The 18,627-nt window shown below is 60.6% G+C and carries 19 protein-coding genes and 1 tRNA gene; 10 read left to right on the plus strand and 10 right to left on the minus strand.

What is annotated here, in order from left to right; translation table 11 throughout:
- Positions 1–86: 86 nt before the first annotated feature.
- Both nusG and IQ26_RS17365 read right to left on the minus strand, forming a co-directional pair.
- Positions 87–647, minus strand: coding sequence for a transcription termination/antitermination protein NusG (gene nusG / locus IQ26_RS17360; RefSeq protein WP_145719382.1), 561 nt, complete (start codon positions 645–647; stop codon positions 87–89).
- A 495-nt stretch (positions 648–1,142) separates the two neighbouring features.
- Positions 1,143–1,733, minus strand: a complete 591-nt coding sequence (locus tag IQ26_RS17365) for a biotin transporter BioY (protein WP_145719384.1) — start codon at positions 1,731–1,733, stop codon at positions 1,143–1,145.
- A gap of 116 nt (positions 1,734–1,849) precedes the next feature.
- Between IQ26_RS17365 and IQ26_RS17370 the strand changes: the two genes are divergently transcribed.
- The gene (locus IQ26_RS17370) at positions 1,850–2,758 is read left to right on the plus strand and encodes an MBL fold metallo-hydrolase (RefSeq protein ID WP_145719386.1); all 909 of its coding nucleotides are present in this window, start codon (positions 1,850–1,852) and stop codon (positions 2,756–2,758) included.
- A 3-nt stretch (positions 2,759–2,761) separates the two neighbouring features.
- Here IQ26_RS17370 and IQ26_RS17375 read toward each other — a convergent pair whose 3' ends face one another.
- A complete protein-coding gene (locus IQ26_RS17375; protein ID WP_162457990.1) occupies positions 2,762–3,544 on the minus strand; it encodes a DUF1499 domain-containing protein in 783 nt (260 codons plus the stop codon).
- Positions 3,545–3,623: 79 nt separating this feature from the next.
- Positions 3,624–5,252, minus strand: a complete 1,629-nt coding sequence (locus IQ26_RS17380) for a fatty-acid--CoA ligase (protein WP_145719390.1) — start codon at positions 5,250–5,252, stop codon at positions 3,624–3,626.
- A gap of 180 nt (positions 5,253–5,432) precedes the next feature.
- Between IQ26_RS17380 and IQ26_RS17385 the strand changes: the two genes are divergently transcribed.
- Both IQ26_RS17385 and IQ26_RS17390 read left to right on the plus strand, forming a co-directional pair.
- Positions 5,433–5,789 carry a hypothetical protein gene (locus IQ26_RS17385; protein ID WP_145719392.1) on the plus strand — a complete coding sequence of 119 codons (357 nt, stop codon included), beginning with the start codon at positions 5,433–5,435 and terminating at the stop codon, positions 5,787–5,789.
- 136 nt (positions 5,790–5,925) lie between these two features.
- Positions 5,926–6,315: a DUF427 domain-containing protein gene (locus tag IQ26_RS17390; RefSeq protein WP_145719394.1), complete on the plus strand. Its 390-nt coding sequence runs from the start codon at positions 5,926–5,928 to the stop codon at positions 6,313–6,315.
- Between the two features lie 30 nt (positions 6,316–6,345).
- Here IQ26_RS17390 and IQ26_RS17395 read toward each other — a convergent pair whose 3' ends face one another.
- Complete coding sequence (locus IQ26_RS17395) at positions 6,346–7,050, minus strand: polysaccharide deacetylase family protein (RefSeq protein WP_240547157.1); 705 nt, start codon at positions 7,048–7,050, stop codon at positions 6,346–6,348.
- A 434-nt stretch (positions 7,051–7,484) separates the two neighbouring features.
- On the opposite strand from IQ26_RS17395, the gene IQ26_RS17400 reads away from it, so the two are divergent.
- Complete coding sequence (locus IQ26_RS17400) at positions 7,485–7,853, plus strand: VanZ family protein (RefSeq protein WP_145719398.1); 369 nt, start codon at positions 7,485–7,487, stop codon at positions 7,851–7,853.
- Positions 7,854–8,898: 1,045 nt separating this feature from the next.
- On the opposite strand, the gene IQ26_RS17405 is transcribed toward IQ26_RS17400, so the two are convergent.
- A complete protein-coding gene (locus tag IQ26_RS17405; protein WP_145719400.1) occupies positions 8,899–11,139 on the minus strand; it encodes an AGE family epimerase/isomerase in 2,241 nt (746 codons plus the stop codon).
- A gap of 532 nt (positions 11,140–11,671) precedes the next feature.
- On the opposite strand from IQ26_RS17405, the gene IQ26_RS17410 reads away from it, so the two are divergent.
- Positions 11,672–11,923, plus strand: coding sequence for a hypothetical protein (locus tag IQ26_RS17410; protein WP_145719403.1), 252 nt, complete (start codon positions 11,672–11,674; stop codon positions 11,921–11,923).
- 194 nt (positions 11,924–12,117) lie between these two features.
- Here IQ26_RS17410 and IQ26_RS39950 read toward each other — a convergent pair whose 3' ends face one another.
- Positions 12,118–13,260: a hypothetical protein gene (locus IQ26_RS39950; RefSeq protein ID WP_208760178.1), complete on the minus strand. Its 1,143-nt coding sequence runs from the start codon at positions 13,258–13,260 to the stop codon at positions 12,118–12,120.
- Between the two features lie 192 nt (positions 13,261–13,452).
- Here IQ26_RS39950 and IQ26_RS17420 point away from each other — a divergent pair, with 192 nt between their 5' ends.
- Positions 13,453–13,659, plus strand: coding sequence for a helix-turn-helix transcriptional regulator (locus tag IQ26_RS17420; RefSeq protein WP_145719430.1), 207 nt, complete (start codon positions 13,453–13,455; stop codon positions 13,657–13,659).
- Between the two features lie 158 nt (positions 13,660–13,817).
- Here IQ26_RS17420 and ppdK read toward each other — a convergent pair whose 3' ends face one another.
- Positions 13,818–16,496 (minus strand): pyruvate, phosphate dikinase, encoded by a 2,679-nt coding sequence (gene ppdK, locus IQ26_RS17425; RefSeq protein WP_145719405.1) that lies wholly within the window; start codon positions 16,494–16,496, stop codon positions 13,818–13,820.
- Positions 16,497–16,704: 208 nt separating this feature from the next.
- On the opposite strand from ppdK, the gene IQ26_RS17430 reads away from it, so the two are divergent.
- Both IQ26_RS17430 and IQ26_RS17435 read left to right on the plus strand, forming a co-directional pair.
- The gene (locus IQ26_RS17430; RefSeq protein ID WP_145719406.1) at positions 16,705–17,049 is read left to right on the plus strand and encodes a VOC family protein; all 345 of its coding nucleotides are present in this window, start codon (positions 16,705–16,707) and stop codon (positions 17,047–17,049) included.
- A gap of 142 nt (positions 17,050–17,191) precedes the next feature.
- A tRNA-Gln gene (locus IQ26_RS17435) sits at positions 17,192–17,266 on the plus strand.
- Positions 17,267–17,270: 4 nt separating this feature from the next.
- Here IQ26_RS17435 and IQ26_RS39160 read toward each other — a convergent pair.
- Both IQ26_RS39160 and IQ26_RS40420 read right to left on the minus strand, forming a co-directional pair.
- Positions 17,271–17,417 (minus strand): hypothetical protein, encoded by a 147-nt coding sequence (locus tag IQ26_RS39160; RefSeq protein WP_156090940.1) that lies wholly within the window; start codon positions 17,415–17,417, stop codon positions 17,271–17,273.
- Between the two features lie 65 nt (positions 17,418–17,482).
- Complete coding sequence (locus IQ26_RS40420) at positions 17,483–17,902, minus strand: nucleotidyl transferase AbiEii/AbiGii toxin family protein (protein WP_240547158.1); 420 nt, start codon at positions 17,900–17,902, stop codon at positions 17,483–17,485.
- Between the two features lie 155 nt (positions 17,903–18,057).
- On the opposite strand from IQ26_RS40420, the gene IQ26_RS40425 reads away from it, so the two are divergent.
- The gene (locus tag IQ26_RS40425) at positions 18,058–18,195 is read left to right on the plus strand and encodes a hypothetical protein (protein ID WP_240547159.1); all 138 of its coding nucleotides are present in this window, start codon (positions 18,058–18,060) and stop codon (positions 18,193–18,195) included.
- 131 nt (positions 18,196–18,326) lie between these two features.
- Positions 18,327–18,627 (plus strand): transposase (locus IQ26_RS17445; RefSeq protein WP_145719408.1); only part of this gene is annotated, 301 nt, incomplete at its 3' end.

Below are 18,627 nucleotides of genomic sequence, written 5' to 3' on the forward strand. Positions count from 1 at the left end.
TCCAACAACGGCTACCGCACTCCCGGGTGAAGCCCGAGAGCGAACTTTGCAACAGCTCGCACCGCACGACCGGGAGTCAATTGCGGCTATGCAATCGCGACGAGCTCCCTCGAATCCAGGTCAACAGGGATTTCGCCGTTCATGATGGCAACCAGAACCCGGGCCCTTCCGGCTGGATCGAGCCGGTCAAGGCAACCGATCATCTCCGCGAAAGGACCTGAAAGAATCCGAACTGATGCGCCCGCAATCAGGCCTCCCCTGAAATCAAGCAAGCCGTCCCTGCCAGTCAGGGCGATGAACCGCTCAACCAATCCCGAGGGGACCGGCAATGGCCGCTCGCCCTGCATGATGAGCGAGCGCACGCCGAACGTTCCATTGACCGAGCGCCACCGCTGCAGCGCGACATCGAGGGCGATGAACATATAACCTGGAAAATATGCCGCTGGCCGCGTCTCGATGCGCCGGGCATGACGTGTCGTCTTCTCGCAGCGAGGCACAAACGGGTCAAACCCCTGCATACGGAGGTGCCGTTCGGCGAGTTCTTCTTTTCCCGGAAACACGCTGGCGGCATACCAGCGTACGGCGGTGCCGGTTGCGGTCCGTGGTGATACATTCACCTTCGCCGTTGTTCCTTCCGAGCGAATCACACGTCTCCCTCTGGTGGTTCGGCATTTTCAGCGGCAACGGGTACGACAGCTTGAGGATACCAGCAAGCAACCATTTCGCGAGAATGATGGCTGTTGGTCGAAAACTACTTCAATATGCCTATTAACTTTAGCTTCACCTAATACGCCTAGGCCAATTAGTCCAGCCGCCTTCTTTTTAGCTGTTCTAGCAACGGTATCGAGCAATTGCTTCGATGTGTAGCTGCCTGGTTACGCTGCCTCGCGGCGAATCGCTGGACTGTTCTGGTCCTTAGTCTGTCGACTTGACCACAATGTGACGGTATCGCAAGTAAAGCATTGTGGGGGGCAGATGCCAATGGCGTTTCTGTCCAGGCCATTCATTGTTCGTCGTCGTCACGCCGGCCTGCGTTGACGAAAGCCTCGACAGGCCGCCGCTGAACTGAATCATTCCCACGCAACCACATTACTGCGGTGTGTAGACCCGGTCAGCGCCGCGTCCAATCGATCGACCGGAGTTCAGGAGCGCTTCAGCAGCGACCAGACGGCTGGCACAAGGCTCGCCGCCAGGGCGACCTTGATCAGATCGCCGACGATGAAAGGCATGACGCCGAACTGCCATGACTTTTCCGGGCCGATGAGCAGTGCCAGCCAGGCAAAGCCCATCGCCATCATGACGATTTCGGCGACCAGAATCGCATTGAAGAGCTTGATCGGATGGCGATCCCAGCCGCGATCGGCCGCCCACCCGACAATCGCCGCCATGACCACGAAGCCGGCAAGATAACCGCCGGTCGAGCCGAGCATGTAAGCGATGCCGATGCCCTTTTCCGGTGTGCTCTGGAAGACCGGGAAGCCCATGGCGCCCTCCGCCATGTAAAGAAGCAGCGTGGCGACGCCGAGCCGCATGCCGAAAGCCGCGGCGATTAAGAAGACGGCTAAGGTCTGCATCGAAATGTCGACCGGTCCGAGCACGACTTTCGTCTTTGCCGACAAGGTCAGCACCAGCGTTCCAACGATCGCAAGCAAAAGCTGCGTTGCCAGGCGAGCCGCGCCCTTTTCAGGCAAAGCGAGAGAAACAAGTGGACGCATCGTCGTAGCAATTGCCATGGTCTTCCCCATTCCGGACTGCCGCAGATCGCGGCCTTGCGTTTTCCTATATTGGCTTCCGTGTTATGCGGCAATCGATTTTGCCGTCTCCAGAACAGAGCTGAACGACATTCGCCATGACGCTGAAATTCGACACAAGCTTCGACCCGTCCTACGGCCAGGGCGTGACCGTTGCGCCTGACGTGCTTCGGGTCACCGCCCCAAACCCCAGCCCCTTCACCTTTCACGGCACCAACAGCTACATCGTCGGGCGCAAGACGCTGGCGGTGATCGATCCGGGGCCGGATGACGACGCGCATCTCAAGACATTGCTCGAAGTGATCGCAGACAGGCCGGTCAGCCACATTTTCGTCAGCCACACGCATCGCGACCATTCTCCGCTGGCGGCCCGGCTGAAGCAGCGCACCGGTGCGATCATCCTGGCCGAAGGCCCGCATCGCCCGGCGAGGCCGCTGCGCATAGGCGAGGTCAATCCGCTCGACGCCAGCGCCGACACCGCCTTTGATCCGGATATCGCGCTTGCCGACGATACGGTGGTCAACGGCGACGGCTGGGCGATCAGGACCGTGCTAACGCCGGGCCATTGCGCCAACCACGCGGCCTTTGCGCTGGAAGGAACAGGCGTCCTGTTCTCGGCCGATCACGTCATGGCTTGGTCGACCTCCATCGTTGCGCCGCCGGATGGCGCCATGGCCGACTACATGATCTCACTGGATCGGCTGATCGACCGCGGCGACCACCTGCTGCTGCCTGGCCACGGCGGGCCGGTGACCGCGCCGCGCAGCTTCATGCGCGGATTGAAGAGCCATCGCAAAATGCGTGAACGCGCGATCCTGGAGCGGATCAGAAGCGGCGACCGAACGATCAAGGCCATGGTCGAGGCGATCTATCGCGATACCGACCCGCGTCTGCATGGCGCTGCCGGACTGTCCGTGCTTGCCCATCTGGAGGATCTGGTGGCGCGCGGTCTGGTGAGCACCGACGGCGACCCAGCCATCGACGGCATTTTCACGCCCGTCGCGTAGGCGCTACTCCGCCGGGGCCGTGCCCACCTGGCCAGCGACCTCCTGATCCAGCTCGGCGAGGAAATCAACGATGCGAGTCGCATTGTCGCCAAGGTCGTAGCGGCCGTAACGGGAGGCCGAACGCATGTCGACGATGATCACATCGCCATCCTCGGCCACGCGAATGGCGACATCTGCTGGAAGACCGAGGACGAAGCTCTTGGCCAGTGCGTTGATCGTCACCTCACTTTGCCCGTTCGCGTCGGGAACCGGCGCCGTAAGCTGCCAATCCCGCCGATCGAGCACGGTTTCGACCGCCTGCAGGACACGATCGAAGGGCAAATTGTAGCTGCGTCCGGTGACCATCGGATAGGTCTCGGTCTGCAGGCGCTGTTCACCCGGGGTCGGCGGCGAAAGCGCGTTCATATCCCCGGGCCGGGTGATGGTGTCGAGCATCGGCGGATCGTCGAGATCCGTCGAGATGTCCCTGAGCGGCGGATAGGTCGCTGCCCAGTAGGCAGCAATGCCGTAAGGAGCAAGCACCAGAAATGCGAGCAACGTGCCGACAGTGAGGTCGCGACCGCCGCGGTCACCAAAATTCCACAGTCTCGAAAAGGCAAATCCGGCGAACAGCAGCGCAGAGGCGGCAAGCAGCGCGACTATGCCGAGCACCCAAAGGAAGGCCGGCGTCTCAACAAGGTCATATCGATGGCCGACGAGAACGGTCAGAAGCAGGACCGCCGAAAAGGCGCCTGTCCGCCGCGACCACCCGGCCGCCCTCGACGTCTGTCGCTGGGAAATTTCCATTATTTTCCGGACTGCTCCAACCCGAACGGACGTTTAGAGCCCTTTGGCGGTGGCTTGAAGGCGAAAGGCACCATCTCTGTCAATCCGTCGGAAGGCGATAGTCCCTGAATTGCTGGCGCAAGGTGATCTTCTGGATTTTGCCGGTCGCGGTGTGGGGGATTTCGGCGACGAAGACGACGTCGTCGGGCATCCACCACTTCGCCACCTTTCCGCTCATGAAAGCAAGGATATCCGTCCTGGTCGGCTCCCGGCCCGGCTTACGGACGACAACAAGCAATGGTCGTTCGCCCCATTTTGCATGTTGGATGCCGATCGCGGCCGCCTCCGCCACATCCGGATGACCGACCGCGAGATTCTCGAGCTCGATGGTCGAAATCCATTCGCCGCCCGATTTGATAACGTCCTTGGCGCGGTCGGTGATCTGCATATAGCCGCCCGGGTCGATATGGGCGACATCACCCGTATCGAACCAGCCTTCTCCGTCGAACTGTTCGGATCCGACGCCGCCATAGTAGGCGCGCGCGACTGCCGGTCCGCGGACCTTCAAGCGCCCGAATGTTTTGCCGTCCCAAGGCAGCGGGTTGTTGTCGTCGTCCGTCACCTTCATTTCGACGCCGAAGGGCGGATAGCCCTGCTTGCTCTGGACATCGAGCCGGGCTTCGCCCTCGAGCCCGGCATAGTCCGGCTTCATCGTACACAGCGTGCCGAGCGGCGACATTTCGGTCATGCCCCAGGCATGGATGACCTCAACATCGTAGTTGTCCTGGAACTTCCTCGTGATCGCGCGCGGGCAAGATGAGCCGCCGATGACGACCCTCTTCAGATAGGGGAGTTTCTTGCCGGTCTCCTCCAGATGTTGGAGCAACATCAACCACACTGTCGGCACGGCTGCGCTGAACGTCACTTTTTCGGTGTCGAGCAACTCGTAGATCGAGGCACCGTCCATCTTGCAACCAGGCATGACCAGCTTGGCACCGATCATCGGCGCGCTCTGGCCAAGGCCCCAAGCGTTGGCGTGGAACATCGGCACGACCGGCAGTATGGTATCGCGCGACGAGAGGCCCATCGCGTCGGGCATCGCGGCGATCATCGCGTGCAGCACGTTCGAACGGTGGCTATAGAGGACGCCTTTCGGATCGCCTGTCGTGCCCGAGGTGTAGCACATGCCGGCGGCGGTGTTTTCATCGAACGTCTTCCAAGCGAAGCCGCCGTCGGCTTCGTCAAGCCATTCCTCATAAGCAACGACGTTCGGCAGCGCCGTTTGCGGCATGTGTGCCTTGTCGGTCAGCACGATCACCTTTCTCAGCGACTTGACCGCGCCGGCGATCTTTTCAAGCAGCGGCATGAATGTCAGATCGACGAAGATCGCCTTGTCTTCGGCATTGTTCATGATCCACACGATCTGCTCGGGAAAGAGGCGCGGATTGAGCGTGTGATAGATCGCACCGACCCCCATGATGCCGTACCAGGCTTCGATGTGGCGCGCCGTATTCCAGGCCAATGTGGCGATGCGGTCGCCAAGCCCAAAGCCATCACGCTCGAGTCGCTCAGCGACCTGCAAGGCGCGGCGATGAATTTCGGCGTAGGTGGTTCGGACGATCGGACCCTCGATCGAGCGCGACACGATCTCGCGTTCGCCGTGCTGCCTGGCTGCGTTGTCGATGAGCTTGTGGCAAAGCAGCGGCCATTCCTGCATCAGTCCGAGCATTTTGTTCCTCCCATTGGTTTTTCATTCCATTGTGGGACGAACCGGCGGATTGTCCAGCCATGACAGGGCCGAAGCGGTGCATTGATCGAAAAGACAGGGAAAACCGCCACAATCCGGCCATCGTCGGCGTTAACTTTGATTAATGGGCAGGGGTGTGATTGGCGAATGAAAGAGGTTCGCATGGACGCGCAGCTCGACGACAAGGCTCTCGAAAATACGCTTGCCGAAAGTCTAGCCGATTTGGCGCCGGACGCCATAACCGTTACCGAAGACGAATTCGTCGAAGTTGTCGGCGGCGCCCTTGAGGCGGTCGGCGGCACGCTGCTCTTCAAGATGTGCGTTCAGAACGAAGGCGAGGGCCAGCACGTTGCCGCGGCATGCGTCGGCGATGGCGGCAACCGGCAGTTCCTGCTTCTCACCTTGCCGACCGGCGGTGGCGCGCTCAAGGTCGAAACCGCGTCGAGAAGCACCAATCCGGTCGCCGGTATTGCCGCCGCCTACGCCGGGCTGATGGACGCGTTTCAGGCTGCCGCCTGATCTGTCATCGGCAGGGCCGGCTCGACGAGAGATCTGGCAACGCCATAGGCGATGGTTTTCGCGCTTCGCATTCGACGGCGGCCTTGCGCAACGCACGCGCACGTCACACCTTAGGTCGATGCAAGGAGAACCAGTCATGGACCAGATCGCCAACCCGTCGCCCGGCTTTCAACGCAACCCGGGTAAAGTCATTACCGTCGAGCCTTACATCGGTACCGTGACCGTACGCGCCGGCGGTGTGGTCATTGCCTCGTCCACCAAGGCCAAGATGTTGACGGAGCCCCCCTACCCTTCAGTCCTCTACATTCCGTTCGACGACATAGATTTCGACCAGCTTCGCAAGACAGAATTGTCGACCCATTGCCCCTACAAGGGTGATGCGAGCTATTGGAGCGTGCTGCCTGCCGCAGAAGGAGGCAAGGATGCGATGTGGGCGTATGAACAGCCCTTCGACGAAATGGTCGAAATCCGCGATCACGGCGCGTTCTATCCCAGCAAGGTGACGATCGAAGCCACACCAGCCTGAGCAGAGGCGGTTCGAGACCTGCGTTGTCGATCAGTCGGTGGTGCCGTCATTGCCGACGTCGTTGGCCTCGTCGAGCCGCACGAAGGTAAAGCCCTTACCCTTCAGCATCAGAACACCTTGCTCCACGCCTTCGCCCGCGGCGTGGTTCGGCTGATTGATATGAGCGATGATGACATCACCGTCCTTGGCGGCGGCAATGCGACGGGCGGTTTCCTTTGCCCCCAGCAATGAGCCGCCGTCGCCGTTTATCGAGAAAGCTGCGATCTTGAATCCAAGCTTGCGTATCATCGCGATGGCCGACGGACTGTATTTGGCGGTTGCCCCGCGAAACCATTTCGGCGTTGCTTGGCCGTTTCCGGCAAGAGCGGCCGCGCCCGATTCGACCTCGGCCAGGACTGCTTCCGGACTGCCGGCGCTGCGAATGCCGTAGACGCGTTGCGGTGTATCGACGGCCGGGACGTGACGGCCGCCATGGTTTTCCAGTTCGAACAGATCGGGATGCGCCCGCATGATCTGGAGAGCGGCGGCGTTGCGCTTCAGCCATATGGCGGTGACGAAGATGGTTGCAGGAAGTCTGTTTTCCACAAGCGCCGAGAGGATCCGGGTGTCGGTCTGACCGCCACAGGCATCGAGCGTCAAGGCGATACGGCCACTGCCACCTGAGACCGGCTTGATATGCAGCATCGGCTCCACGAGTGGCGCAGCATGGCCCGCAGTTGCCGCCCACAACGACATCGCGATCGCGCAAAAATGTTCTTGGATTAGGCGCTTAGTTTGGTTCCAGATCGGCAGCGTCAAGGCGCGGCAGTTGACCGCCATGTCGCCCTTTAGCAAGCATGGCGTCAAAGTAGCTGTTCTGCGTCCTTAACCGTGCGTCAAAGGATTACCCGCACCGTGCCGACCACCGGCTTGATCTTCAAGGCGCCAGACACAGCAGGCCCTGTTCGGATCCAGCCAGTGACAAAGCTCCTTGCCTGGGCAATCGCATGGCGCGATCGGCCGAAGGGAGGCGCTGGGCACGCCGATGCACTGCACGCTCAGTTTGATTTTCGAAGCATTGGGTGCAATCGTGGCCGTAGGCACCGCCTTGCCCTCGACATCATAGTAGGCTCGGCGCGGACCATCAAACCCAGCTTTGTCTACCAGGATTCAGCCTTTCAAGGGATCATATGAGATTCCAACTCGTTACCGAACGGATAGCCTTTTTCGTCACTTTGCTTGCCGTGCTCGTGCTTGCGCTTTTGCCCATGCCGCGTCTTAGGGAATTCGGACTCGATGTAGGCTTCCACTACGACAAGCTAAACCACGCCACAGCTTTCGCCGCGTTGATCTTTTTTGGGAGTCTCAGTTGGCCGGAACGCAAGGCGAAGCTGGTACTCTTCCTCGCTTTGGTTGGCGCTGCGATCGAGGTCGCTCAAGGCACGGCTTTGATGGCACGCGATTTTGATGGGCTCGACTGGGCTGCTGATTGTGCCGGCATCGCGTGCGGCCTAATAGCGGTCAGCTGTGTTAGTTCGCTTGCTGCACGAGCACCTTGACGGCCGTAAATGGGGTACTCTCTCACGACAATGTTGCAAGCCGACGGTTCGTGAGGCGGCGGATTTGATAGCCGAAGAAGGTCATGCAAATTGCCGGCTGATCCCAGTTTCATTGCGTGACAGTAAAATAGAACATTGGATTGCATGTTGCGAGGCAGAATGAGTATGTCGTGGCGCTTTTATGCGGTTTTAGTTATGTTTTTTGCGCTGTTTACGTGGGGTATTCTCGCCCTACTGCAAGCGAATGAACCAAAAAGACGACCACAGGTCCGAGACAACCCTATGCCTTTTAGCGGCACCCTTGTTATGAAAGACATCCGGGATATAACTGTCGCATCCACACATGTGATCTTGTGCGGAGCGACTTTTACGAAGCCGCCAGGGATGACCAGTCTTGTTTCTGAAGCGGCAAGGCAGCGGTTCCCGCCGCAGACGGTCTCCTGCAAGCCGGTAGGGCATGGCACACCTTGTGATGGCCTTGTCGCCTCAAGGCTGAACAACTTTGTAGTGGCCCAATGTTTCACGAGCGACGGGGCTGATCTCGCCGAGCAACTAATAAGCCAAGGGTTTTTATGCGGGCAGCCAGAGAAGTCAGGTGGGCACTATAAGCCCTGCTGACGGGCTCATAACTGACGGCGGCTCCTTATCTGCTCCTCTGGCGTCTCGTCGCCTCGAAGACCCATTTCGGGCTGACGAACAGTCACAGCGTTCTCGTGGGACCAATGCTTTGCCCGTCAGCATCGTTGCGATCCTGTGCCGACAACCTCGGAGTGCTGGTTGAACTGAATTTCAGTTCAACCAGCACTTTGACAGATCGTGCCTTCCTGGCGAGCGTGAGACAGGTTCAACCCCGATCTCCCGATGTCGGCATACCCAGTTGCCGGTATTCCGGTTTGAGCCGATCCAGCAGGACCGATGCAGCCGAATTGCTGCATGAAGGCGGCGGAACGCTCAGCCCTCACAGAATAACCCCGCAAGGGGCGCGGTGAACCATTAGCGCAGTGGGCCGGCAGGCGACTACGCCGAGACCGCACGTGGCGAGCACTTACCGAGATTCGCCGGCGGTGCTGTCCAGATATTGCGTCAGCGCACAGACGAGATGGTAGAAGATGCTTGCCGGCACATCGGTCGCCAGCGAGCGGCCACGCTCATCGATCCGGTCTATCCACAGGCCGAGCGGTGCTGGGTTGATGTGCCAACGGAACAGGCGACCGACACGCGCTTCGATCTCGGGCTTGAGGTCGGGGCCACCTGAACCGTCCAGTGCAATCGCTGCCTTGATTGCTTCGGCCTGCGGCCAACTGCGCGAGACAAGGTCGAGTGGCAGGCCTTGCCGCGAAACGGCGCCATAGGCGAGGCCAGTGGCGCGATTGAGGCCGTTGGCAATGGCCGAGGCATAGAGCTTTCTGGCAAAGCCGCTCAATTCGCTCTGGCCGGTGCGCCCTGCGAAGTCGGCCAGCAGCGAGGCCCATTCAAAATGGTGGCCGGGTTCCGTCCATAGACCTTTTTCGCCCTCCGCCGGCCTCCACTCGGCGTCGAAATATTCGCCTAGCGTCCAGCTTTCTAGATCGAAGAAATGGCTGCGAAACAAATCGACGATGCGCGCGGCGCGGCGAAGATAGGCGATCTCGCCGGTCGCTTGATGCCAGGCCAGGAAAGCCTCGAGCAGATGCATGTGTGGGTTGGAGCGACGTTCGCCCTCGCCGCTCGACGTTTCGAGAAAACCTGTCATGCGGTGATCCTCGAGATGCGCGTCGAGGAACGAAAACGTTTCTTCGCCAAGCCGCAAGGCGTCGGGATTGCCGACCATATGGGCATGCGCCAGCGCCAGGAGCACGCAGGAATGGTCGTAGGCATCCTCCGCGGCGTCGGCAACCGTGCCATCGACGTTAAGCGTGCGCACCCAGCCGCCGTTGTCGGTGCGGCCGTTCCTGTTCATGAATTCGATGCCGTGGCTGATCAACCGGTCGGCAGGCCCGTCCCAGCCGCGCGCCTTGGCGACAGCGAAGGCGTAGACTTGCCTCGCCATGGTGCGCATGCGCTTCGGCTTCATAAGCGGTGTGGCGTCAAAGCCGAGTGCCTCATGGAAACCGCCATGGCGCTCATCGACCCCGACCGTGGACCACAGCGGCACCGTCTCTTCAAACAGCCAGTGGTGTACACGGCGCCGCCAAGCGCCGCTTTCGATCACGCGGTCGTCGGCGGGCGTAAACCTGGTTTCCAGGCGGCCGCTCTTTTCGAGTTGCTCGACGATCTTCTTGACGTTCTGGCTGCGGTTGACCGGGGCGACGAAGGTAGCATCGGCGGTCGACACGATGGCGACGTCTTTCAAGCCGATGGCCGAGAGCAAGCGACTGTCGCTGCGGATGTAGGAGTTCTCACAGTCGATGGCGACCACATCGCCGACGATCACGTTGCCCTTTTCGTCGGAGGGACCGACATCGAGCAACGACTGCCAGGAACCGAGATCGTTCCATCGGAAGCCGGCCGGCACCATGGCGATATCGCCGGCGCGCTCCATGATCGCATAGTCGATCGATGTCGAGGGAATAACGGCGTAGAGCTCCAGAGGCATATAGAGACCGGAAAGATCCGAGGTCGCCGCCTGGTAGGCAGTTTCGGTGGACCCCCATATTTCGGGCTCGAAAGCCATGAAGGCGTCACGCATGGCGCTGGCGCGAAACAGGAAGATGCCGGTGTTCCAGTAGAAGTTATTGGCCGCCAGATAGCTTTGCGCGGTCACGAGGTCCGGTTTTTCGACAAAACGCGAGACATCGTAGATGCCATTCTTCTCGCCGGCGACCTCGATATAGCCGTAACCGGTCTCCGGCTGATCAGGCTTGATGCCGAACACCACCAGCCGGCCCGCACGCGCTGCCGCAGTGCCGTTTTCGACGCTCTGCCAGAATTGCCGTGCGGTCGCGATCTCATGATCAGATGGCACCACCAGTACGAGGCTGTCGCCATATTCTGACAAGGTGCGTAGGGTCGCCAAGGCAACGGCGGCAGCGGTGTTGCGTCCGGTCGGCTCGAACAAGGGGCCGCCGCCCGAAAGATCGAGTCCGGCGAGATCGGCGTGGATGCGGTCAGCGTGCCGCTCCGAAGCAATCAAGAAGACCGGGGTTTCACCATCCGGCCGCGCCGTCAGCCGATGCAGCGTCTTAACCAGCATCGAGCCATCGCCTGAAAAGTCATGGAACTGCTTGGGATTATCCTCGCGCGACAGCGGCCACAGCCGTGAGCCAATGCCACCACTCATAACAAAACTGACGATCCGCTCGGTCATTAGATCTCGCACTCAAAAGGTCTGGAATGCCGACTTCAATGCTGCGCAGCACGCATCGACGCTACGTCTGTCAGCACCATTCCCCAATGCAAGCTCCTTTTTGCCAGATGACGCCAGCATAAAACCTAAGGCGCCATTTCCGCAACGATCCCCACGATGTAGACCGCGGTCAACGCGGTCACGCTTTTAATACTTTCAATCTCAAACAATGCAAGGAGTGCTACCGGGATCAAGAGCACGGGCCCAAGTTGGCTGGCGGAAGTCCGAGTGCTCGACCCAAAAGGGACGAAGCGTCCTCGATTCCGGCAAGAACGGCATCGGCCGCAGATTTCCGGTGGTCGCCTTCTATCCCGGCCGATGCCGTGATTGAATTTACGCCAGGCACAGCATTCGGCGGTCGAGTTTGGCCTGGCGGAGGCGTTGCTGAATGCCGGGTGACCTTCAACCTACGCGACTTCGGCAAGGTGGCCGAGCGCTTCGGTATCATAGTCCTGTCGCCGGGTGAGGCGCTGAGACGATTGGAGAGAAAGACATGAGGAGAAGCAATTTCGCACTGCGGCTTCAGCTCTCGCTTCTCGATGAGGCGCGCAAGGTGGCGGAGAGCGAAGGCGTGCCGCTCAACCAGTTTATTAATGTGGCAGTCGCTGAGAAGCTTTCGGCGCTGCGCACGGAGAGCTACTTTCATGAACGCGCTGCCCGCGCCGACATCCCCAAGGCGCTGGACATCCTGAAGCGGGCCGGCAATGGGAAGGCGCCGATCAAGGGCGACGAACTGCCGGAGTAACGCATCCTGAGGGGTGGAGCGGTATCGCTCGTACCGGAGCCTTGCCCGCGTCCGAAGCGTCCGCCGGGCCGAAAGCTGCCGGTCAAGACTGGCGCGGCACGCGCCACAGTGATGCGGCTCTGGCCTTGACGGGCTGGCTTCGACCCGGCGTGCTCTCGACGAGCAGGCAGTTCCCTCGCCAGACATAATCTCCCCTATCGGGAACTGCCTGGATGAGCCTTCCCGGACGCTGCTTCCGCTTCGGAATCAGGCGAACTCGCTTGAAGATGGGCGAATACCCGAAACCAGAATCGGAATTCCTGTGTCCGCCCGTCGCAACGCGCCGAGAAGGCGCACCAGGCGATTGCGGTTGCGGCTGTCTTTCCCCAAAAGGCTTTCGCTGCCTCTGCAGCTTCCGGCACGGTCCATTTCTCCAGGGCGGCATCGCGGTTGAAGGCGTCCAGCAGATCGGGATCGCTCGCCGCCGGATGGTGAGATGCCGCAAGAGCGTCCGGCGTTGCCAACTCCCTGCCAGTTGAAGGGTGACGGGAGGCAGACGCTTCGCTGCAAGTTGAGGGCTTCTCTGCTGAAGCCGGAAGTGGGGTTGGACGGATATTCATGTCTCGCCTCCTTCCTCGTCTTTTAGGCGCGGAAACAGCAGCCGGCCCGCCGCGGGCGGAGCTCTGGACGGCGCTCGCCGTGAAAGACTGTTCCGGCATCATCTGCTGGGCGATGCGCACCAGATCGCTGAGCGCCGAGCGGATTTGCGGCCAGGGGAACTCGGAACATTCCTCCCAGGCCTCGCCCTCGCGCAACACGGCATCGAGCTTGCCTGCGACACCGGCGAGAGTCGTGGCGGAGGTGGCTGAGAACGCTTCCAGCAGATCCTGTGCCCGCTCGCCGGCTTCGCGCTCGGCCCTGAGGACGGCGGAATAACCAGTCTCCTCGGCAGCCGCATCCCAGCGTGCGTGATGCGCCGCGAATTCGGCTTCGGCCGTCTCGCGGAGTGCCGCCATGTCCGGCCCTTTGCCGAGCACTTCATTGAGCGCCTCGATCGAGTGAACGGTCACCTCCTCACTCTCGGGCAGGCGGACGGTCGCACAGGGAAAGCCGACGCTCTCGACAAGCCTCGTCTCCAGGCGCTGCTGCCTGAGGCAAAGCCGCTCGGTCAGCTTGTGGGCTGTCTCCCATTCCCGCCAAAGCGCAAGCGCTGGGTCGGGGGGTATACTCGTTGCCGCTGGGTTGCCGGCAAGCGCACTTTTCTCAAACGCCAAAGCGGTGGACGTGATCATCCCTCCCGCAAGCACTCGCCTGCGAGTGACGAAAGGCAGAGTCATGCTATTGTCGGAATCACCCATGATCCGAGCTCCAATCAGCTTAGATTGTGGTCAGGCCGGACGGGATGGTGCAAACATCCTGTTCGGCCGCGAACATTCTCGCAGCGTATAGCCTTTGATAATTTGACCAATTATCCGCGCCATGTCAACCTTAGGGACAAACATTTGACTTATAGTAAAATTTCTGCCGCGCAGTGTCGAGGTGCTCGCGCGATGCTGGGAATGAGTCAGAGCGAGCTGGCGGACGCCGCCAAGGTATCACGACCCACCGTAGTTGATTTTGAGCGAGGCGCCCGGGTCCCACATCCGAACAATAAGGCAGCGATCCGCAAAGCATTGGAGGCTGCCGGTGTCGAATTCATCCCAGAAAATGGCGGTGGCCCTGGAGTGCGCCTTGCCCGGCGAACCGACAGCAAATGATCATCACAGCACAACAGGCAACTTTGACCCGGTTCCATCCTTTAAGCGCGGATTTCCTCCCCGGATAGCCGACGTGGAGCGCAACCAGCGGTCAAATCCCGAAGAAGTTGACCTTCCCCGATCCACGGCCCCACACCGACATCGGGCCCGACCGACGCTCATGACGCCAGAGTCTTCCCAACTTGCACCGCCGCCTGCGCGGCAGCCAGCCTGGCGATCGGTACGCGGTAGGGCGAGCATGACACATAGTCGAGGCCGACCTCCTCGCAGAAATGGATGGATGCCGGATCGCCGCCGTGTTCGCCGCAAATGCCGAGCTTGATATCCGGCCGGGTTGCTTTGCCCTTCTCGGCGGCCATCCGCACCAATTCGCCAACACCCTCGATGTCGAGCGACACGAACGGATCCTGCTCGATGATGCCCTTCTGACGATAGACCTCCAGGAACGAAGCTGCGTCGTCGCGTGAGATGCCGAAGGTGGTCTGGGTCAGATCGTTGGTACCGAAAGAGAAGAATTCAGCCGCCTCGGCAATGACATGGGCACGGATCGCGGCGCGCGGCAGTTCAATCATCGTGCCGGTAAGATAGTCGATCTTGACGCCGGTTTCCTCCATCACGCTCTTGGCGACGGCATCAATGCGCGCCTTGACGTAGTCGAGTTCCTTCACCAGACTGACCAGAGGCACCATGATTTCCGGAACCACCAGCGCGCCGGCCTTCTTGCCGGCTTCGATAGCGGCCTCGAAAATGGCGCGCGCCTGCATCTCGGCGATTTCGGGATAGGAAACCGCAAGCCGGCAGCCGCGATGGCCAAGCATCGGGTTGAACTCGTGCAGGGCGTCGGTGCGCTGCCTGAGCTTGTCGGGCGACACGTTCATGGCGGCGGCGACTTCGGCAACATCTTCCTCGGTCTTGGGCAGGAATTCGTGCAGCGGCGGATCGAGCAGGCGGATCGTCACCGGCAGGCCGGCCATGATCTCGAACAGTTCGAGGAAATCCGAGCGCTGCATGGGCAAGAGTTTGGCCAGCGCCGTTCGCCGACCCTTTTCCGTGTCGGCGAGGATCATCTCGCGCATGGCGACGATACGGTCGCCCTCGAAGAACATGTGCTCGGTGCGGCAAAGCCCGATGCCCTCGGCGCCGAAGGAACGCGCCATGCGCGCGTCGAGCGGCGTCTCTGCATTGGTGCGCACCTTCATGCGACGCGCGGCATCGGCCCATTCCATGATGGCTGCGAAATCGCCCGAGAGCTCAGGCTGCAGCATAGGTACTGCACCTTTCAGCACCTGGCCGTTGCCGCCGTCGATGGTGATGATATCGCCCTTGCGGAACGTCGACCCCATCGCCATCAGCGTGCCGGCTTTGTAGTCGACGCGCAGCGAGCCCGCGCCAGACACACAAGGCTTGCCCATGCCGCGTGCCACCACCGCGGCGTGGCTGGTCATGCCGCCACGCGTGGTCAGGATACCTTCCGCCGCATGCATGCCGTGGATGTCTTCGGGACTGGTCTCGATGCGCACGAGGATCGCCTTGCGGCCTTGCGTCTTGAGCTCCTCGGCGTCATTGGAGGAAAAGACGATCTCGCCGGTGGCAGCGCCCGGAGAAGCCGGCAGACCGATGCCGATCACATCGCGCGGCGCCTTCGGATCGATGGTCGGATGCAGCAGCTGGTCGAGCGAAGCCGGATCGATGCGGGCGACGGCCTCCTCCTTCGAAATGAGCTTGTCCTTTGCCATCTCGACGGCGATCCTGAGCGCGGCCTTGGCGGTGCGCTTGCCGGACCTTGTCTGCAGCATCCACAATTTGCCGCGCTCGATGGTGAATTCGAGATCCTGCATGTCGCGGTAGTGCTTTTCCAGGCGGTCGGAAATGGTGACAAAAGTCTGGAAGGCTTCCGGCATCAGCTTCTGCAGCGACGGCTTGTCGGAGCCGGCGGCAATGCGCGCCGCCTCGGTGATGTTTTGCGGCGTGCGGATGCCGGCGACGACATCCTCGCCCTGCGCATTCACCAGGAATTCGCCATAGAGCATCTTTTCGCCGGTCGACGGATTGCGGGTGAAAGCAACGCCGGTGGCCGAAGTCTCGCCCATATTGCCGAAGACCATGGCCTGGACGTTGACCGCCGTGCCCCAGCTTTCCGGAATGTCGTGCAGGCGCCGGTAGGTGATGGCGCGGTTGTTCATCCAGCTCGAAAACACAGCGCCGATCGCGCCCCAGAGCTGCTCGTTCGGATCCTGCGGAAACGGCTTGCCGAGTTCCTCCTCGACCTTGGCCTTGTAAAGCGCGATCACGCCCTGCCATTCGATGGCGGTCAGTTCGGTGTCGAGCTCACGGCCGAGCCCGCCCTTCTGGTCTTCGAGGATTTCCTCGAACACTTCATGGTCAAGTCCCATGACGACATCGGAATACATTTGGATGAAACGCCGGTAGCTGTCGTAGGCAAAGCGTGCATCGCCGGAATCAGCGGCCAGCGCCTCGACCGTCTCGTCGTTGAGACCGAGATTGAGCACGGTGTCCATCATGCCGGGCATGGAGGCCCGGGCACCGGAACGCACCGACACCAAAAGCAATTTCGAGGGATCGCCGAAACGGCGCCCGGTCAGCCGGCCGATATGATCGAGGGCGACCGCGACATCCGCTTCCAGTGAAGCCGGATAGCAGCGCTCATTGGCATAGTAGGCGTTGCAGACCTCGGTGGTGATGGTGAAGCCCGGCGGCACGGGCAGGCCCAGACTGCACATTTCGGCCAGGTTGGCGCCCTTGCCGCCCAAGAGGTTGCGATCGCCGGCACGGCCTTCCGCAGCGCCGTCGCCAAAGGTGTATACCCATTTGGTCATGCTTGCTCCCCGGTTGCAGGAGATTGAAAAGATTGACGAAGCCGAAGTTTCGCCGCGTCCACCCCGAGCGATATGATGCTGCAGTGCGAAAGGCAAGGCGTCGACAGAGCCAGCCGGCTTCTACAATCGATTAAGAAAAAGCGATGCCAAAAAGACTTGCGGCTCGGCGACCACCGGAATAGAACACAACAAGAACAAGGGTAGCGCCATGAGACTGACCGGAAAACTCGATTATCTGGAAATGCCGGCAACCGGCGGAACGCTGGACAGGCTGAAGGCTTTCTACAGCGCTGCCTTTTCATGGTCGTTCACCGACTATGGCCCGACCTATTCGGCCTTTTCGGAAGGTCTTGACGGAGGCTTCCAAGCCGATGCTGACGAAGCGCCCGCCAAGCCGCTTCCCGTGCTTTATTCGAAGGATCTGGAGGAAACCCTGGACGCCGTCGAAAATGCCGGCGGCACGATCGTCAAGCCGATCTTCTCGTTCCCCGGCGGCAGGCGGTTTCATTTCGTCGATCCGGCCGGTAACGAAATGGCCGTCTGGGGTGAATAAACAACACAGTCCGCATCCGATCCGATAATTGCGGAGCGAAACTCTCGCCGTCGGGTTAGTTGCTCATACTCGCCATTCTCGGCATTGAGCTTTCCGTCGGCTCGTCTTATAAGGCCGCGCGCAGCGGGCACGTTCCGGCTGTTGGGGCGTAGCCAAGTGGTAAGGCATCGGTTTTTGGTACCGACAATCCCAGGTTCGAATCCTGGCGCCCCAGCCAATTCTCAATGACGGCATCCACGTACAGCCATGCGGCGATCGACCGCCTGCGAGCGTCCGACCTTCACGTAAAGGCGGCCGGCAAGGCTGTTGTCCAACTCAGTGATGAAATGAAATAGACGGTAATTGTAGCGTTCGGGATATTCAGCCATGCACTTCAAACCGCTGCACTCCCAAGGGATAAATTGCTAGCGAGGAACGGCAGCAGCGCGGTCACCTACCCTCTCAAGCCAAGTGCACGGAGCCACGCAGCGACCTGACCAAATGCATCCTGCTGCCATTGATCGGCACTGCGATCACCAAGAATTTGTGTGTCCTGCACGAACTGGCGGACGCTGGTGGGGCCGAAACTGTCAACCGCCTCGAACTTGCCAGCAATAAACCTGAACCCCTCTTTGCCTTCCTTGTGAGCGAGAACCGGCTCGCAATCCGCAGCAAGGGCTTCAGGGCCACCTGGATAGTTTCGAACGCAGTAATAGATATCGTACGCATCCTTCCTCTTCAGGCGGTTCTCGATTGCATAGCCCTTCATTGCGAGGAGGGCGGGGATCGATGCGACGGCGATGTTGACGTGGTTTGCGCCTCCATCCGGCATTTCGCCCGAAATCGCAACGAGGTTGTAGAAGCGCAGCCCCAATTCGGCCCCGATGCACGCTGCACGGCAAAATGCTCGATCAGCGGTGGCTTGTTCCTTGTGAAGACGGCATCGAAAGGACGCAAAAAGTCGACAACCACATCGATCGGACCTCCACCATCATCGACAGGTACTGTCCGAACAAGCTGGAACAAACGATGGTCGCCCCGCTGCTCATATCCATTTCCCATGAGCGCCTCGACAAGTCGGGCGTATTCGCCATCTCCCAGTGCATCGGTATCGAGGCCCAGATCGACATCGAGAGTTCCTACATGCGGCATTTCTTCGTTTTCTAGGAGGAGCCAAGGCACCGCGCCGCCAATCACGGCGAACTTGCCTTTGAAGCTGCCGAGTATCTGGCCAATTTCCAGCAGAAGTGAACCGCGCCGGGTTGATCGGAGGCTCCAACTCCTGAGAAGGTGGAGCCATGACAAGCAAGACGACCAACAAGTTCTCTCCCGAGGTCCGAGCCCGTGCGGTGCGGCTGGTTCTGGATCACGAAGGCGAGCATGCCTCGCGGTGGGCGGCGGTGTCGTCGATCGCCGCCAAGATCGGCTGCACGGCGCAGACGCTGCATGAGTGGGTGAAGAAGGCCGAGCGCGACAGTGGCGTGCGAGCCGGTGTGCCTACGGATGTGGCGACGAAACTCAAGGCTTTGGAACGCGAGAACCGCGAGCTTCGCCAGGCCAACGAGATCCTTCGCAAGGCTTCCGCGTATTTTGCCCAGG

This window comes from Mesorhizobium tianshanense (genome assembly GCF_007830515.1).
Taxonomy (GTDB): domain Bacteria; phylum Pseudomonadota; class Alphaproteobacteria; order Rhizobiales; family Rhizobiaceae; genus Mesorhizobium; species Mesorhizobium tianshanense.

Bases quoted from the DNA above. Each gene is read 5' to 3' on its own strand.
- IQ26_RS17365 (WP_145719384.1), bottom strand. From the start codon at position 1,733: ATGGCAATTGCTACGACGATGCGTCCACTTGTTTCTCTCGCTTTGCCT.
- IQ26_RS17430 (WP_145719406.1), top strand. From the start codon at position 16,705: ATGAGACTGACCGGAAAACTCGATTATCTGGAAATGCCGGCAACCGGC.
- IQ26_RS39950 (WP_208760178.1), bottom strand. From the start codon at position 13,260: ATGGGTGATTCCGACAATAGCATGACTCTGCCTTTCGTCACTCGCAGG.
- IQ26_RS17410 (WP_145719403.1), top strand. From the start codon at position 11,672: ATGAGGAGAAGCAATTTCGCACTGCGGCTTCAGCTCTCGCTTCTCGAT.
- IQ26_RS17380 (WP_145719390.1), bottom strand. From the start codon at position 5,252: ATGCTCGGACTGATGCAGGAATGGCCGCTGCTTTGCCACAAGCTCATC.
- IQ26_RS17390 (WP_145719394.1), top strand. From the start codon at position 5,926: ATGGACCAGATCGCCAACCCGTCGCCCGGCTTTCAACGCAACCCGGGT.
- IQ26_RS17385 (WP_145719392.1), top strand. From the start codon at position 5,433: ATGGACGCGCAGCTCGACGACAAGGCTCTCGAAAATACGCTTGCCGAA.
- IQ26_RS17370 (WP_145719386.1), top strand. From the start codon at position 1,850: ATGACGCTGAAATTCGACACAAGCTTCGACCCGTCCTACGGCCAGGGC.
- IQ26_RS17395 (WP_240547157.1), bottom strand. From the start codon at position 7,050: ATGTCGTTGTGGGCGGCAACTGCGGGCCATGCTGCGCCACTCGTGGAG.
- IQ26_RS17400 (WP_145719398.1), top strand. From the start codon at position 7,485: ATGAGATTCCAACTCGTTACCGAACGGATAGCCTTTTTCGTCACTTTG.
- IQ26_RS40425 (WP_240547159.1), top strand. From the start codon at position 18,058: ATGGTCGCCCCGCTGCTCATATCCATTTCCCATGAGCGCCTCGACAAG.
- IQ26_RS17420 (WP_145719430.1), top strand. From the start codon at position 13,453: ATGCTGGGAATGAGTCAGAGCGAGCTGGCGGACGCCGCCAAGGTATCA.
- IQ26_RS17375 (WP_162457990.1), bottom strand. From the start codon at position 3,544: ATGGAAATTTCCCAGCGACAGACGTCGAGGGCGGCCGGGTGGTCGCGG.
- IQ26_RS39160 (WP_156090940.1), bottom strand. From the start codon at position 17,417: ATGGCTGAATATCCCGAACGCTACAATTACCGTCTATTTCATTTCATC.
- ppdK (WP_145719405.1), bottom strand. From the start codon at position 16,496: ATGACCAAATGGGTATACACCTTTGGCGACGGCGCTGCGGAAGGCCGT.
- IQ26_RS17405 (WP_145719400.1), bottom strand. From the start codon at position 11,139: ATGACCGAGCGGATCGTCAGTTTTGTTATGAGTGGTGGCATTGGCTCA.